Raw genomic sequence first — 14,432 nt, 5'->3', positions numbered from 1 at the left:
CCGACACACGCCGCCAACCTCCACGGAGTTCCTCTTGAAACTCATCATCCAGATTCCCTGCTACAACGAAGCCGCCACCCTGGGCATCGCCCTGGCGGCCCTGCCGCGCGAGGTGCCAGGCTTCGACAAGGTCGAGTGGCTCATCATCGACGACGGCTGCACCGACAACACGGTCGAGGTGGCCCTGGCGCATGGCGTTGACCACGTGGTCCGCCACACCCGCAACCAGGGTCTTGCGCGAGGCTTCATGAACGGCCTGCAGGCCTGCCTGGAGCACGGTGCCGACGTGATCGTCAACACCGACGCCGACAACCAGTACAACGCCGACGACATCCCGGCGCTGACCCGACCGATCCTCGACGGCAAGGCCGACATCGTGATTGGTGCCCGCCCCATCGCTGCCATCGAGCACTTCAGCCCGATCAAGAAGCTGCTGCAGAAGCTGGGCAGCTGGGTGGTGCGGGTGGCCAGCAAAACCAGCATCCCAGATGCACCCAGCGGCTTCCGAGCCATGAGCCGGTCCGCCGCGCGCCGGCTGACCGTGTTCTCCGACTACACCTACACCTTGGAAACCATCATCCAGGCGGGCCAGAAGAACATGGCCATCACCTCGGTGCCGATCCGCGTCAACGGTGATCTCCGCCCGTCCCGCCTGGTCAAGAGCATCGCCTCCTACATCCAGCGCAGCATTGTCACGATCATCCGGGTGTTCGTGATCTACCGTCCGTTCCGATTCTTCGCCAGCATCGGCATCACCCTGTTCACGCTGGGCTTCCTCATTGGTCTGCGCTTCCTCTACAAATGGCTGACCGTCGACTACGACGGGCATATCCAGTCCCTGATCCTGGCCAGCTCGCTGCTGATCATCGGCTTCCACACCATCCTGATCGCTTTCGTGGCCGACCTGCTGTCGGCCAACCGCAAGCTGATGGAGGAGATTCGCTCGCTGACGCTGGAGAACCGGGACCGCCGTCAGCAATGACCGTGATCGTGGCCGTCACCGGTGCCCACGGTTTTGTCGGGCGCGCCCTTTGCCAGCACCTGAAGGCGCACGGATTCTCTGTCCGGGCCATCACGCGCTCGGTGTCCGGCGCAGAAGACACATGGGCCGTTGGAGACCTGGGACCTGAAACCGACTGGGGCCAGAGCCTGAAGGGCGTTGACTGTGTGGTCCATTGCGCAGCCCGCGTGCACATGCTGCAGGACACCGACCCCGACCCATTGCAGTCCTACCGTCGAGTCAATGTAGACGGCAGCCGGTCCCTGGCCGTTGCGGCAGCCTCTGCGGGCGTTCGTCGACTGGTGTTCCTGAGTTCACTCAAGGTGCATGGTGAACGCACCGCGCCGGGGCACCCGTTCACGTCCGACATGACACCAGCACCAGAAGATGCCTACGGTCAGTCGAAATGGGAAGCCGAACTGGCCCTTCAGGATGTGGCCAGAAGGACCGGGCTGGAGCTGGTGGTGGTCCGGCCACCCCTGGTCTATGGCCCCGGGGTGAAGGCCAACTTCCTCAAGCTCATGAAGGCGGTGGCCCGTGGCACGCCGCTCCCTCTGGGTGCGGTGGACAACCGGCGCTCGCTCCTCGCACTGGACAACCTGACCGATCTGCTGCACCTCTGTGTGGAACATCCGGCCGCCGCAGGACACACCTTTCTTGCATCGGACGGTCTGGATCTTTCGACGCCGGACCTGGTGCGCGCGCTCGCGCGTGCCATGGGTCGACCCGCACGGCTGTGGCCAGTACCCGTGGCCTGGTTGCGCATGGCGGGAAAATTGCTAGGTCGAGGCCCTCAAATCGATCGACTGATCGGGTCGCTGCAGGTCGACATCGGGCATACTAGGCGGGTTTTAGGCTGGACGCCCCGGTTGGCAGTGGAGCAGGGCCTGCGACTCGCAGTACAGGATGTGGTGGCATGAAACGCGCCTTCGACCTGTTCTTTGCGCTGTGCGCCGCGGCCATCCTGCTGCTGCCCATCGGGTTGATCGCCCTGGTGGTTCGCTGGACCTCACCCGGTCCTGCCCTCTACTGGAGCGATCGCATTGGCCGGGACAACCGCATTTTCAAGATGCCCAAATTTCGCAGCATGCGACTGGACACACCTGCCGTGGCCACCCACCTGCTGTCAGATCCCGACCGGTATCTGACGCCAGTGGGCTCCTTTCTGCGAAAAACCAGTCTGGACGAGCTTCCACAACTCTGGAGCATCCTGAAAGGCGACATGAGCCTGGTGGGTCCCCGCCCCGCCCTGTTCAACCAGGACGATCTGATCGCCTTGCGCACCGAGGCCGGTGTTCACCGGCTGGTTCCCGGCCTGACGGGCTGGGCCCAGATCCACGGCCGTGACGAGTTGCCGATCCCCGAGAAAGTCCGGCTGGACGCCGAGTACCTACAGAAGAAGTCGCTGGGACTGGACCTGCAAATCATCTTCCTCACGGCGTGGCGCGTGCTGCGCCGCGACGGGGTGACCCACTGACACACGATTCAACGACCACACGATGCTGAACCGATTTGCGCAGCCCATTCTGGCCATGCCCCGCCCTGCCAAGCGTGTGGTGGTGCTGTCGGTGGACGCCGCACTGTGCATTCTCACCGTCTGGTTGTCGTACTACCTGCGCCTGGGCGAGTGGGTCAAGTTGTCGGGTGACAGCTACTGGCAACCCATGTGGGCCGTTGGCGTGTCGCTGCTGCTGGCGCTGCCAATTTTCGTGGTCAATGGGTTCTACCGGGCCATCTTCCGCTACACCGGCCTCTCCGCGCTGCAGACCATCCTGAAGGCGACGGCGGTCTACGGTCTGCTGTTCGCCACGGTGTTCACCGCCTACGGTGTGGATGGCGTGCCCCGCACGGTGGGTCTGATCCAACCGATGTTGCTGCTGCTAACCGTCGGTGCCTCGCGCATGCTGGCCCGTTTCTGGCTCGGAGGTCTTTACCGCAATCAGCTGCGGATGGTCGCCCTGCCCAGGGTGCTGATCTACGGCGCCGGCAACGCCGGGCGCCAGCTGGCAGCGGCCATGACCAACAGCCATGAAATGCGGGTGGTGGGGTTTCTGGACGACGACGACCGGCTGCATGGTCATGTGCTGAATGGACTGTCGATCTACAGCCCCGCCGACCTTCCGGGCCTGGTGACCTCGCTGCAGGTCAGCACCGTCCTGCTCGCAATTCCCTCGGTCAGCCGCCACCGGCGCAACGAAATGATCGCGAAGATGTTGCGGGCCCATGTCCAGGTGCGCACCCTGCCCGCGGTCAGCGAACTGGCGCAGGGCATGGTCAGCACCTCCGACCTGCGTGAACTGGACATCGACGACCTCCTCGGGCGCGAACCGGTCGCGCCCAACCACATCCTGCTGGGACGCAACATCACCGACAAGGTGGTGCTGGTGACCGGGGCCGGCGGTTCCATCGGCAGCGAGCTGTGCCGGCAGATCCTCTCGGTCAATCCGAGCACGCTGGTGCTGATCGAGCAGAGCGAATTTGCGCTGTACGAAATCCAGCAGGAACTGCAGGAAAAGATCGAAGACAACGCCACCCTGCTGGTGCCGGTGCTGGCCTCGGTGCGGGACGCGCAGCGGCTCAACGAGATCTTTGCCGACTGGAAACCCGACACCGTCTACCACGCAGCGGCCTACAAGCATGTGCCCCTGGTGGAGCACAACCCGATCGAAGGCATCCGAAACAACACGCTGGGCACCCTCACCGCCGCCAGGGCGGCGGCGGAGCACGGTGTGAGCGACTTCGTGCTTATCAGCACCGACAAGGCGGTGCGCCCGACCAACATCATGGGCGCATCCAAGCGCCTGGCGGAAATGGCGCTGCAGGCGCTGGCTGCTACGGCTCCGAAAACGCGTTTCTCGATGGTTCGCTTCGGCAACGTGCTCGGCTCCTCCGGCTCGGTGGTTCCCAAGTTCCGGCGCCAGATCCGCGATGGCGGCCCCATCACGCTGACCCATCCGGACATCACACGCTACTTCATGACCATTCCCGAGGCGGCCCAGCTGGTGATCCAGGCGGGTGCCATGGCCAAGGGCGGCGACGTGTTCGTGCTGGACATGGGCGATCCCGTCAAGATCATGGATCTGGCCACCCGGATGATCGAGCTCTCGGGTCTCTGCGTGCGCGACGAGAACAACCCCGAAGGCGACATCGAGATCGAGATCACGGGCCTGCGCCCGGGCGAGAAGCTGTTCGAGGAACTCCTGATCGGCAACAACCCGCGCCCGACCTCCCATCCCCGCATCATGAAAGCCCACGAAGAGTTCCTCGCCTGGCCTGTGCTGCTGGAAAAGCTGCAGCAGCTGGAATCCCTGCTGGAGCAACGGAACGTCGAAGGGACCAAGGATCTCCTGACCGAACTGGTGTCCGGCTACGCGCCGCAGGAAGCGAGCCAGGAATCCGACAGCCGCCTGCGCTACAGCGTCTGAGCGGCCTCACCAACCACTGTCATCACACACCATGAACAGCCCCCAAAAACGCATCGGCCTGGTTGGAACCGGCTTCATCGCCAGCGGCTTTGCCCGGCTGATCCACAACCACGCCACCGACCTGACCCTGAGCGCTGTGCTCACCCGGCGCCCTGCTGCCAGCGTCGAAGGATTTCCGTTCACCGACCGCTTCACGCACTCCGAGCAGGAACTTCTGGATCAGTCCGACCTGATCGTCGAATGCAGCGGCGACGTGCTGCACGCCACGCGCATCATTGACATCGCGTTGAAGGCCGGCAAGCCGGTCGTCACGATGAACTCCGAGTTCCACGTCACCACCGGCTCCTACTTCGCCGACAAGGGCCTGCTGACCGAGGCCGAAGGCGACCAGCCCGGTTCCATCGCAGCCCTGCGCGAAGAGGCGGTGATGATGGGCTTCAAGCCCCTCGTGTACGGCAACATGAAGGGCTTCCTGAACCACCACCCGACGCCCGAAGAAATGGCGTACTGGGCCGGCAAGCAGGGCATCAGCGTCGAGCAGACCACCTCTTTCACCGACGGCACCAAGATCCAGATCGAGCAGGCCCTGGTGGCCAACGGCTTCGGCGGCACGATCACGCGCCAGGGCATGGAAGGCCCCAAAGCCACCGACGTCACCAAGGCGGCCATCGAGCTGGCACGCGGCGCGGCCGAGCGCGGACAGGCCATTTCGGACTACGTGCTGGCGCCGGGCAACGCCGGTGTGTTCGTGGTCGGCACGCACGACAAGTCCGAGTGGAAGGCACTGAACTACCTCAAGCTCGGGGACGGCCCCTACTACGTACTGGTCCGCCCCTTCCATCTCTGCCAGTACGAGATCATCAAGACCGTGCGGCGGGTGCTCCATGGCGGTGGCGTGCTGCTGAACAACTCCAGCAATCCGACGATCTCCATCGTGGGCATTGCCAAACACGATATGCCCGCGGGCACGCGCATCAACCGCGCCATCGGCGGCTTCCAGGTGCGCGGCGAGGCCGCCCGCATCGCGGACGTCAAGGGCCACGTTCCCATCGGCATGATCCAGAACGCCGTGCTGACCCGAGCAGTGAGTGCCGGTCAGATGCTGATGTTCGACGATGTCGAGTTGCCCGACTCCCTGGCACACACCATCGCCCGCCAGCTGTACGCGTGATCGTCGGGCATCCAGGCCTCTGAAGACCTGGATGCAGGTCACCTCGGCCCAGTGCCGTCCCCTGGCGCCACCGGCGCAGCCGCCAGCCCATGCCTGCCGAAGCCCGTTACGCCCCGTACCGCCCCGACCTTGATGGTCTGAAAGCGGTTGCGGTGGTGTCTGTGGTGCTCCACCAAGCCTTTCCAGGCGCCCTCAGTGGAGGGTTTGCGGGCATCGACGTCTTCTTCGTCGTTCTCGGCTACCTGATCAGCTCAAGCGTCCTGTCAGAGCTGCAGAACCCGGGTTTCAGTCTTGGCAGCTTCTACGCACGGCGCATCAGACACCTCGCCCCAGCGCCGCTTCTGGTGCTCGCCGCGGTGCTGGTCGCAGGCTGGTTCCTGTTGGCACCGGCGGACTACCGCCAACTGGGCCAGCAGGTCGTGGCAGGCAGCACGTTCGTTCCCAACCTGACGGCAGAGCCTGGCTCTTTTGCTGCAGGGTCTGCCAGCAAGCCGCTGCTGCATCTCTGGCCACTGACCATATGGGTGCCGTTCTGCCTGCTGTGGCCTCTCGCAATGTGGGCGCTTCACAGCTGGCACATGAACGCGATGCGCTGGACCTTTGCTGCGCTGCTGCTGTCCGTCCTCCTGCTTCTGGCGCAAGACCAGACCGCAGCCGGGTTCGACCGATCAGCGGCCCTGCTCCTGTCGCTGCTGGTCGGGGCGTTGCTGAGTACGGGGCATGCAAACGTGGCTGTCGGGCACCCGAATGCGCTCGCCTGGATCGGCGCGACCCTGCTGACGCTGGCGCTGATGAACATAGCGCCGGAGACGGCACCTGCCGGCTGGCGGGCGCTGCTGCCCACCCTCGGAACAGCACTGCTGATCGCAGCGGGCCCCTCGGGCTGGCTCAACCGGGTCGTGCTGTCGAGCAAGCCCTTGGTGGGGATCGGCCTCATCAGCTACCCGTTGTACCTTTGGCACTGGCCGCTGCAATCCTTTTCCCACCTCAAGTCCATGGGCGAGCCAGGCTGGGAGCGGCCGCTGGCGTGGATGGCGCTGGCCTTTGTCCTGGCGTGGGCGACCCACCGGTTCATCGAAAAGCCGATCCGCATCGGGCGCATGAACGGCACGGAGGTCATCATCGCCCTCTGCGTGGGCCTGTGCCTGGTCACGGCCGCCGGCTTCGCCATCCACCGATACCACGGATTCGAGCAGCGCGTTCCAGACCTGGTGCGCCACATCATGTCCACCGGGGGCCGGTCGGCCGTCGTTGATGGCTGGCGGGACAAGGAGTGCATGCTGGACTACCGCCTGCCTCCATCTCACTACAAGCCTTTCTGCATCGAACAGAAACGGCCGCTGGTCTTCGTCTGGGGGGATTCGCACGCGGGGTCGCTGTACCCAGGCTTCAGGGCGCTGAAGGAATCAGGCCGCTACGAGTTTGGCTTGGCTGAGCGCACCGCCGCCATCTGCCCGTCGGTGCTGGGCATCGAACCCAGGCCATTGTGCAGAAGCCTCAACGACGCCAACATCCAGGCGATCCGGGACACCAGACCCGACATCGTGATCCTCTACTCGTGGTGGCACAACAAGCGCTACGACCTGCGCAACCTCGAAGCCACTGTGGAGCAGATCCAACAGGCGGGAGTGCCCCGCATCATCCTGCTGGGCGCCGTTCCCTACTGGAAGAAGCACCTGCCGCAGATCCTGCTGGAGGAATGGAAAAAAGGGCCTGTACAAGCCCGTCCGCCCCTAAGGCTGGGTGAGGCGTTTCTCGATCCGGAGGTGCGCAATGCGACCGAGATCATGCGCGAGCGTGCCCGAAAGATGGGCATCGAGTTCATCTCGGGGATGGACTTCTTCTGCAATGCCCAAGGATGCCTGACCCGGCTGTCTGAAGATGCCACGCAGCCGCTCTCCTATGACTACGGGCACCTGTCCACAGGTGCCGCAGCCTTCTACATCGAACGGTTGGCGCCGCTGATGTTTAGCAATACGCGCTGACCGAACTCAGCGCGGCTGGCGGCGCGGGCCGGCCGGACGGGACGCACCGGCGTCACCGCGTCCCCAGTTGCCTGATCCACCCTGGGGCTTGCCGAATCCACGCGCGGGCGCGTGATCGCGGCGCTGGTCCGGACGGCTGTCGAAACGCACATCGCCACGCGGCGCGGTATCGCGGCCTTCGAAGCGAGGGGCGTCGAAGCGCCCTTCGACGCGGGGCCCGCGCGGTGCCGGACGGCGGTCGCTGCCGAAACGGTCACCACCAAATCGGTCGCCGGAGGGGCGCTGGAAACGGTCGTTGCCCGGACGGCCACCACCGGGGCGACCGCGGCCATTGAACTCGGGCTGCGGCGGGCGCTGGCGCGGCTCCAGACCGGGCACCACCTCCACAGCAATGCGCTGGCGGGTGTAGGCCTCGATGTCGCCGATCTTGCGGCGGTCGCGGAACTCGGCGAACGTCACGGCCAGGCCATCGCGCCCGGCGCGGCCGGTGCGGCCAATGCGGTGCGTGTAGTCCTCGGCTTTCATGGGAAGGCCGAAGTTGAAGACGTGCGTAATGGTCGGCACGTCGATGCCGCGGGCGGCGACGTCGGTGGCCACCAGAATCTGGACCTGTCCGCTGCGCAGTGCCATCAGACGGCGGTTGCGCAGGCCCTGGCTGAGAGCACCGTGCAGGGCCACGGCGTGGAAACCGGTCTGCTGGAGGTCGGTGGCGAGCCCGTCGCATTCCACCTGGGTGCTGCAGAACACCACGGCCTGGTTGATCGATGCGTCGCGCAGCCAGTGATCGAGCAGCTTGCGCTTGTGCTCGGCGTTGTCGGCCCAGAACAGCACCTGTTTGATGTTGGCGTGCTTTTCCTGCGGGCTGTCGATCTGCACCTTCTGCACGTGTTTACCGCCCTCGTGCATCACGCGCAGGGCCAGTTGCTGGATGCGCGGCGCGAAGGTGGCCGAGAACATCATGGTCTGGTCGCGCTGGCTGGTGAGTTGGTTGACTTCGGCCAGGTCATCCGAGAAGCCCAGGTCCAACATGCGGTCGGCTTCGTCGACCACCAGGAACTGCACCTGGTCCAGCTTGAGCTGCTGCGAGCGCTGCAGGTCCAGCAAACGGCCCGGCGTGGCAACCACGAGATCGGCGTTCTGCAGTCGGGCGATCTGCAGCTGGTACGGCATGCCACCGACCACGTTGGCGATGCGCAGGCCGCGGCAGTGACGCACCAGGTCGATGGCGTCGTGCGCCACCTGCTGCGCGAGTTCGCGGGTCGGGCACAGCACCAGCGCACCGGGCGTGGCGGCCTTGAAGTTGCGGGGGTTGGTGGGGTCCTTGCGCTTGGCGCGCTTGGGGGCGGGTTTGCCGGCGGCCAGCGCTTCGGCGGTTTCCTTCTCGAAGGCCAGGCGCTCGGCTTCGGCCCGAGCGTCCTGCTGCTTGAGCAGGGTGTGCAACACCGGCAGCAGGAAGGCCGCAGTTTTGCCGCTGCCCGTCTGGCTGGAAACCATCAGGTCGGCATAACGCTCGTCGGTCTGGTGTTCCTGACGGATGGCTTTGGGAATGACCATCGACTGCACCTGGGTGGGCTGGGTGTAACCCAGATCGGCCACCGCCCGGACAAGTTCCGGGGCCAGACCCAGCACCTCGAAGGCATTGGGTTCCGTGGCCACGGGCGCGTCGGCCAGCAGTTCGTTGGAGGAAATGTCGGGCGTGAATTCGCCGCGATCTTCAAAAGCGTCGCTCATGTTCGTCCTGGCGCCACAACGGGCGTCATTGAACAGAACAGGTCCATGGGAGATGCCGGCCGTTGGCCGGAACCCGCAGGTATCTGATCCGTTCGTGGTTACAAAACATCAACCACAAACGGTACCGCGCGGGACAAGCCGGAGGGTCTCCGGCTAACTCAGCGATTGGCCTCGTCCGTGTCCGGCCTTGGCGTCGTTTGACGATGCCGGCGGGCATTCGGGAGGCCTCTTGTGTGAGGCAGATGCACAAATCCGCCCTTGTCGTGGAAGGGCAGCCAGAGATTATTGCACGAATCGGGGTTTTCCCCAAGCTATCCAAGCGCGCCGGTGCCGCGCAGGCCCCAAGCGTGTCCTTTGGCAAAAAATGCCGGCGGCTAAAATCCACCGATTCGACGCATAAACGTCACATCTTTTTCATATTCCACCACCGGAGACGCCATGTTTTTTGGCAAGCTGTTGCCCAAAGAGGGCAATTTTTTTGAGCTGTTCAACCAGCACGCCGAACAGATCGTCAAGGCTGCGCATGCCTTCTCGCAATTGGTGGCTCACTACAGCGACCCGCTCCTGAGGGACAAGTACAACCAGGAAGTGGACCACGCCGAGCGTGCGGCCGACCGCATCACCCACGAAGTGAACCGCCTGCTGCACACCACCTTCATCACGCCGATCGACCGCGAGCAGATCCACTCGCTGATCAACACCATGGACGACGTGGCCGACCTGATCCAGGACTCGGCTGAAACCATGGCGCTGTACGACGTGCGCCACATGACCGACGAGATCTCGCGACTGACCGACCTGAGCGTCAAGTGTTGCGAGCGGCTCAAGCACGCGATCAGCCTGCTCAAGGACGTCAACGACCCCAAGACCGCCGAAGCCGCGGTCAAGACCTGCGAAGAGATCGACCGCCTCGAATCCGACGCTGACCGCGTCATGCGCTCGGCCATGAGCAAGCTGTTCCGTGAGGAGCCGGAAGTGCGCGAGGTGATCAAGCTAAAGGCCATCTACGAGCTGCTCGAAACCATCACCGACAAGTGCGAGGACGTCGCCAACCTGATCGAGGGCATCGTCCTCGAGAACTCCTGATCGGAAGGGTCCTGCCATGACGACCGTTCAGGCGGCCCTCTGGGTCGTGGTCATGCTGGTGGCGCTGGCGCTGATTTTCGACTTCATGAACGGGTTTCATGACGCCGCCAATTCGATCGCAACCATCGTTTCCACCGGCGTGCTCAAGCCAGGGCAGGCGGTGGTGTTCGCCGCCTTCTTCAACTTCGTTGCGATCTTCATCTTCAAGCTCAGCGTCGCGGCCACCGTCGGCAAGGGTATCGCCGACCCCTCGGTGATCGATACGCACGTGGTGTTCGGCGCCCTCACCGGGGCGATCACCTGGAACCTGATCACCTGGTACTACGGCATTCCCAGCAGCTCGTCGCACGCGCTTATCGGCGGCATCGTGGGTGCCGTGATTGCCAAGGCTGGCGCAGGCGCACTGATCGCGACAGGCGTGCTCCGCACGGTGGCCTTCATTTTTGTCTCGCCGCTGCTGGGCTTCATTCTGGGCTCGCTGATGATGGTCCTGGTGGCCTGGGTGTTCCGCCGCACGCGGCCGCTCAAGGTCGACGGCTGGTTCCGGCGACTTCAGCTGGTCTCGGCGGGTGCCTACAGCCTCGGCCATGGCGGCAACGACGCGCAGAAGACGATCGGCATCATCTGGATGCTGCTGATCGCCACCGGCTATGCCTCTTCCGCCGACAAGTCACCCCCAACCTGGACCATCGTGTCCTGCTATGCGGCGATTGGTCTGGGCACCATGTTCGGCGGCTGGCGCATCGTTCGCACCATGGGACAGAAGATCACCAAGCTCAAGCCGGTGGGCGGGTTCTGCGCAGAGACCGGCGGTGCGATGACGCTCTTCTTGGCCACGGCGCTGGGCATTCCCGTGTCGACCACCCACACCATCACCGGCGCCATCGTCGGCGTGGGTTCGGTGCAGCGCGCCAGCGCGGTGCGCTGGGGGGTGGCGGGCAACATCGTCTGGGCCTGGGTGCTGACCATTCCGGCGTCGGCCTTTGTGGCGGCGGTGGCCTACTGGTTCAGCCTCACAGTGTTCTGAGAACCTAAAGGCCACTCCGGCAGACGACAACAAAAAAAGGGCCGCAGGCCCTTTTTTTGTTGTCTTTGCCGAGAGCTCAGTCCATCCGGAGGAAGTGCTCGCGGTAGTGAGCCAGCTCGTCGATGGACTCATGCACATCGGCCAGTGCCGTGTGCCTCTGGTGTTTCTTGAAGCTGTCGTAGACCGCAGGCTTCCAGCGCTTGGCCAGTTCCTTGATGGTGCTCACGTCCAGGTTGCGGTAGTGGAAATACGCCTCCAGCTTGGGCATGTACTTCACCAGAAAACGCCGGTCCTGCCCGATGCTGTTGCCGCACATGGGGGAGCCATTTTTTGGCACGTACTGGCCGATGAAGGCCAGGAGCTCGGCCTGTGCCTGCTCTTCGTCGATGGTGCTGGCCTTGACCTTGTCGATCAGGCCGCTCTTGCCATGGGTGCCCTTGTTCCAGGCGTCCATGCCATTGAGGACCGCGTCGCTCTGGTGAATGGCAAATACCGGCCCCTCCACCCGGGGCTCGAGGTTGGGGCCCGTGACCACCACAGCGATCTCCAGCAAGCGCTCCTTTTCAGGGTCTAGCCCGCTCATCTCGCAATCGAGCCAAACCAGGTTCTGGTCGCTCTTGCTCAAAGTGGGAACAGGGGTTTCGGCGGCCATCGCAGCCGGGTTGGTGTGGTCTTGGCTCATGCGCCGATTTTCGCCGATGACCGCCATGTCCCTGCGCGGCAGCCATGGCGCCGCTTCGATAGACTCTCGGACATGGACAGCAGCGCCCTCGCCTTCACCTACCTCTTCTGTGCCTTGCTCGTGGGCGGACTGATCGTCCGCACGGTGCTCGCCAGCCGGCAGATCCGTCATGTGGTTCGCCACCGCGACCGGGTCCCCGATCCGTTCGCTGCCACCATTGGGCTGGATGCCCACCGCAAGGCCGCCGACTACACCGTCGCCAAGGCCCGCTTCGGCATGCTCGAATCGGCCATCGAAGCCGCCCTGTTGCTGGGTTGGACCTTGCTGGGCGGACTGCATGCGCTCAACCAGTGGCTGCTGCAGTGGATGGAGCCCGGCATGTGGCAACAGCTCGCTTTGCTGGGCGCGTTCACGCTCATCGGCGCGGTGCTGACGTTGCCGCTGGGCTGGTGGTCAACCTTCCGGCTCGAAGAGCGCTTCGGATTCAACAAGATGAGCCTGAGCCTGTGGCTCGGCGACCTGCTCAAGGGTGCCGTGGTTGGCGCACTGATCGGGCTGCCCATTGCGGCGCTGGTCCTGTGGCTCATGGGCGCTGCCGGCCCCACCTGGTGGCTCTGGGCCTGGGGAGCCTGGATGGTGTTCAACCTGCTGCTGCTGGTGCTCTACCCCACGCTGATCGCCCCTCTGTTCAACAAGTTCGAGCCGCTGCAGGACGAAACACTCAAAACCCGCGTGAACGACCTGATGAAGCGCTGCGGCTTCGCGGCCAAGGGACTGTTCGTAATGGACGGCAGCAAGCGCAGCGCCCACGCCAACGCCTACTTCACCGGTTTCGGCGCCGCCAAACGCGTGGTCTTCTTCGACACCCTGCTCAAACAGCTCGCGCCGCCGGAGATCGACGCCGTGCTGGCGCACGAACTGGGCCACTACAAGCGGCGCCACATCCTGCAGCGCACCGTGCTGATGTTCGCGCTCAGCCTGGTGGGCTTTGCGGTGCTGGGGTGGGTGTCACGCCAAGCCTGGTTCTACACCGGGCTGGGCGTGGTGCCGTCACTGGATGCCCCCAACGACGCACTGGCGCTGCTGCTCTTCCTGATGGTGGTCCCGCTGTTCACCTACTTCCTCTCGCCGCTGATTGCGCAGCTCTCGCGCCGCCACGAGTTCGAGGCAGACGCCTACGCCTGCGCCCATACCGATGGAAACGACCTGGCCAGCGCCCTGCTCAAGCTCTACAAGGACAACGCCAGCACCCTCACCCCCGACCCGGTGTTCGCCCGCTTCTACTACTCTCACCCGCCTGCCAGCGAGCGCATTGCGCGTCTGCAGGGTGCGGCCGCATGAACCACTCGCCCCACTCCCGTTCGCGCGCCGATGCCGCGGGCCGGGCACCGGAATCCGAGGGCTCTGTCGATATCGGACTGGTGGTCGCCGCCCACGGGCGGCACTGCCTGGTCGAGAGCCCGGACGGACAACGCCGCATCTGCCACCCGAGAGGAAAAAAAAGCCAGGCCGTGGTGGGCGACCGGGTGCACTGGATGCCCACCGGGGATGAAGGCAGCATCGAGCGGGTCGAACCAAGGCTCAACCTTTTCTACCGCCAGGACGAACTGCGCACCAAGTCGTTCGCCGCCAACCTCGACCAGGTGCTGGTGCTGCTGGCGGCCGAGCCGGAGTTCTCCGAGAGCCAGCTGACGCGCGCGCTGGTGGCCGCAGAGGCCGAAGGCATAGCACCACTGATCGTGCTCAACAAGGCTGATCTCGGCGCCCTGTTCGAGCGTGCCTGGGAGCGGCTGGCCCCCTACCGCGCCATGGGTTTGACGGTGCTGCCACTGCGGCTCAAGGGCGAGCACGATGCCTCTTCTGGCCTGGACGCGCTCGTGCAGCGACTGGAGGGCAAGACCACCCTGGTGCTCGGCCCATCCGGTGTCGGCAAGAGCACCCTCGTCAACCGCCTGGTGCCACAGGCCCAGGCACAGACGGGTGAAATCTCGCGTGCACTGAACTCGGGCAAGCACACGACCACCAGCACCACCTGGTATTGGGTCGACACGGCGCGCACCACCGCATTGATCGATTCGCCCGGCTTCCAGGAGTTTGGCCTGAACCACATCGACGCGACCCGGTTGGCCAGCCTCATGCCCGATCTGCGCGCGGCGCTCGGCGCGTGCAGGTTCTACAACTGCACCCATCTGCACGAACCCGGCTGTGGGGTGCGCGCCAAGGTGCAGGGCGAGGCCTCCGGTGACGACCACATCATCGCCCCCACCCGCTACCGCATCTATGAAGACCTGTTTGCCGAGCTCTCCGCCAAGCGGAGCTACTGAC

General features: G+C 64.6%; 12 protein-coding genes. 10 read left to right on the top strand and 2 right to left on the bottom strand.

Going from position 1 to position 14,432, the window contains the following annotated elements:
- Positions 1 to 34 precede the first annotated feature (34 nt).
- The 6 genes from ACFOPI_RS16430 (at position 35) to ACFOPI_RS16405 (ending at position 7,581) form a co-directional block, all read left to right on the top strand.
- Entirely contained in the window at positions 35 to 982 is a 948-nt protein-coding gene (locus tag ACFOPI_RS16430) for a glycosyltransferase family 2 protein (protein ID WP_382176011.1), read from the top strand.
- Positions 979 to 1,920: a UDP-glucose 4-epimerase family protein gene (locus ACFOPI_RS16425; RefSeq protein ID WP_382176008.1), complete on the top strand. Its 942-nt coding sequence runs from the start codon at positions 979 to 981 to the stop codon at positions 1,918 to 1,920. Before ACFOPI_RS16430 ends, ACFOPI_RS16425 begins: the two co-directional genes overlap by 4 nt.
- Positions 1,917 to 2,477 carry a sugar transferase gene (locus ACFOPI_RS16420; protein WP_382176005.1) on the top strand — a complete coding sequence of 187 codons (561 nt, stop codon included), beginning with the start codon at positions 1,917 to 1,919 and terminating at the stop codon, positions 2,475 to 2,477. Before ACFOPI_RS16425 ends, ACFOPI_RS16420 begins: the two co-directional genes overlap by 4 nt.
- A 22-nt stretch (positions 2,478 to 2,499) precedes the next feature.
- Entirely contained in the window at positions 2,500 to 4,425 is a 1,926-nt protein-coding gene (locus ACFOPI_RS16415) for a polysaccharide biosynthesis protein (protein ID WP_382176002.1), read from the top strand.
- 31 nt (positions 4,426 to 4,456) lie between these two features.
- Positions 4,457 to 5,596 (top strand): SAF domain-containing protein, encoded by a 1,140-nt coding sequence (locus ACFOPI_RS16410; RefSeq protein WP_382176000.1) that lies wholly within the window; start codon positions 4,457 to 4,459, stop codon positions 5,594 to 5,596.
- Positions 5,597 to 5,685: 89 nt separating this feature from the next.
- Positions 5,686 to 7,581, top strand: coding sequence for an acyltransferase family protein (locus ACFOPI_RS16405; RefSeq protein ID WP_382175997.1), 1,896 nt, complete (start codon positions 5,686 to 5,688; stop codon positions 7,579 to 7,581).
- A 6-nt stretch (positions 7,582 to 7,587) separates the two neighbouring features.
- Here ACFOPI_RS16405 and ACFOPI_RS16400 read toward each other — a convergent pair whose 3' ends face one another.
- Entirely contained in the window at positions 7,588 to 9,312 is a 1,725-nt protein-coding gene (locus ACFOPI_RS16400; protein WP_382175994.1) for a DEAD/DEAH box helicase, read from the bottom strand.
- Positions 9,313 to 9,750: 438 nt separating this feature from the next.
- Here ACFOPI_RS16400 and ACFOPI_RS16395 point away from each other — a divergent pair, with 438 nt between their 5' ends.
- Both ACFOPI_RS16395 and ACFOPI_RS16390 read left to right on the top strand, forming a co-directional pair.
- Positions 9,751 to 10,398: a DUF47 domain-containing protein gene (locus ACFOPI_RS16395; protein WP_382175991.1), complete on the top strand. Its 648-nt coding sequence runs from the start codon at positions 9,751 to 9,753 to the stop codon at positions 10,396 to 10,398.
- A gap of 16 nt (positions 10,399 to 10,414) precedes the next feature.
- A complete protein-coding gene (locus ACFOPI_RS16390) occupies positions 10,415 to 11,425 on the top strand; it encodes an inorganic phosphate transporter (RefSeq protein ID WP_382175988.1) in 1,011 nt (336 codons plus the stop codon).
- A 76-nt stretch (positions 11,426 to 11,501) separates the two neighbouring features.
- Here the strand turns inward: ACFOPI_RS16390 and orn are convergent, their stop codons facing one another.
- Positions 11,502 to 12,107, bottom strand: a complete 606-nt coding sequence (orn, locus tag ACFOPI_RS16385) for an oligoribonuclease (protein ID WP_382175985.1) — start codon at positions 12,105 to 12,107, stop codon at positions 11,502 to 11,504.
- A 72-nt stretch (positions 12,108 to 12,179) separates the two neighbouring features.
- Here orn and ACFOPI_RS16380 point away from each other — a divergent pair, with 72 nt between their 5' ends.
- Together ACFOPI_RS16380 and rsgA are read left to right on the top strand one after the other, a co-directional pair.
- Complete coding sequence (locus ACFOPI_RS16380; protein WP_382175982.1) at positions 12,180 to 13,448, top strand: M48 family metallopeptidase; 1,269 nt, start codon at positions 12,180 to 12,182, stop codon at positions 13,446 to 13,448.
- Complete coding sequence (gene rsgA / locus ACFOPI_RS16375) at positions 13,445 to 14,431, top strand: ribosome small subunit-dependent GTPase A (RefSeq protein WP_382175979.1); 987 nt, start codon at positions 13,445 to 13,447, stop codon at positions 14,429 to 14,431. Before ACFOPI_RS16380 ends, rsgA begins: the two co-directional genes overlap by 4 nt.
- Position 14,432: the final 1 nt, after the last annotated feature.

Source organism: Hydrogenophaga luteola (assembly GCF_042648585.1).
Taxonomy (GTDB): domain Bacteria; phylum Pseudomonadota; class Gammaproteobacteria; order Burkholderiales; family Burkholderiaceae_C; genus Hydrogenophaga; species Hydrogenophaga luteola.
This window is presented reverse-complemented; position numbering and strand designations above follow the sequence as displayed.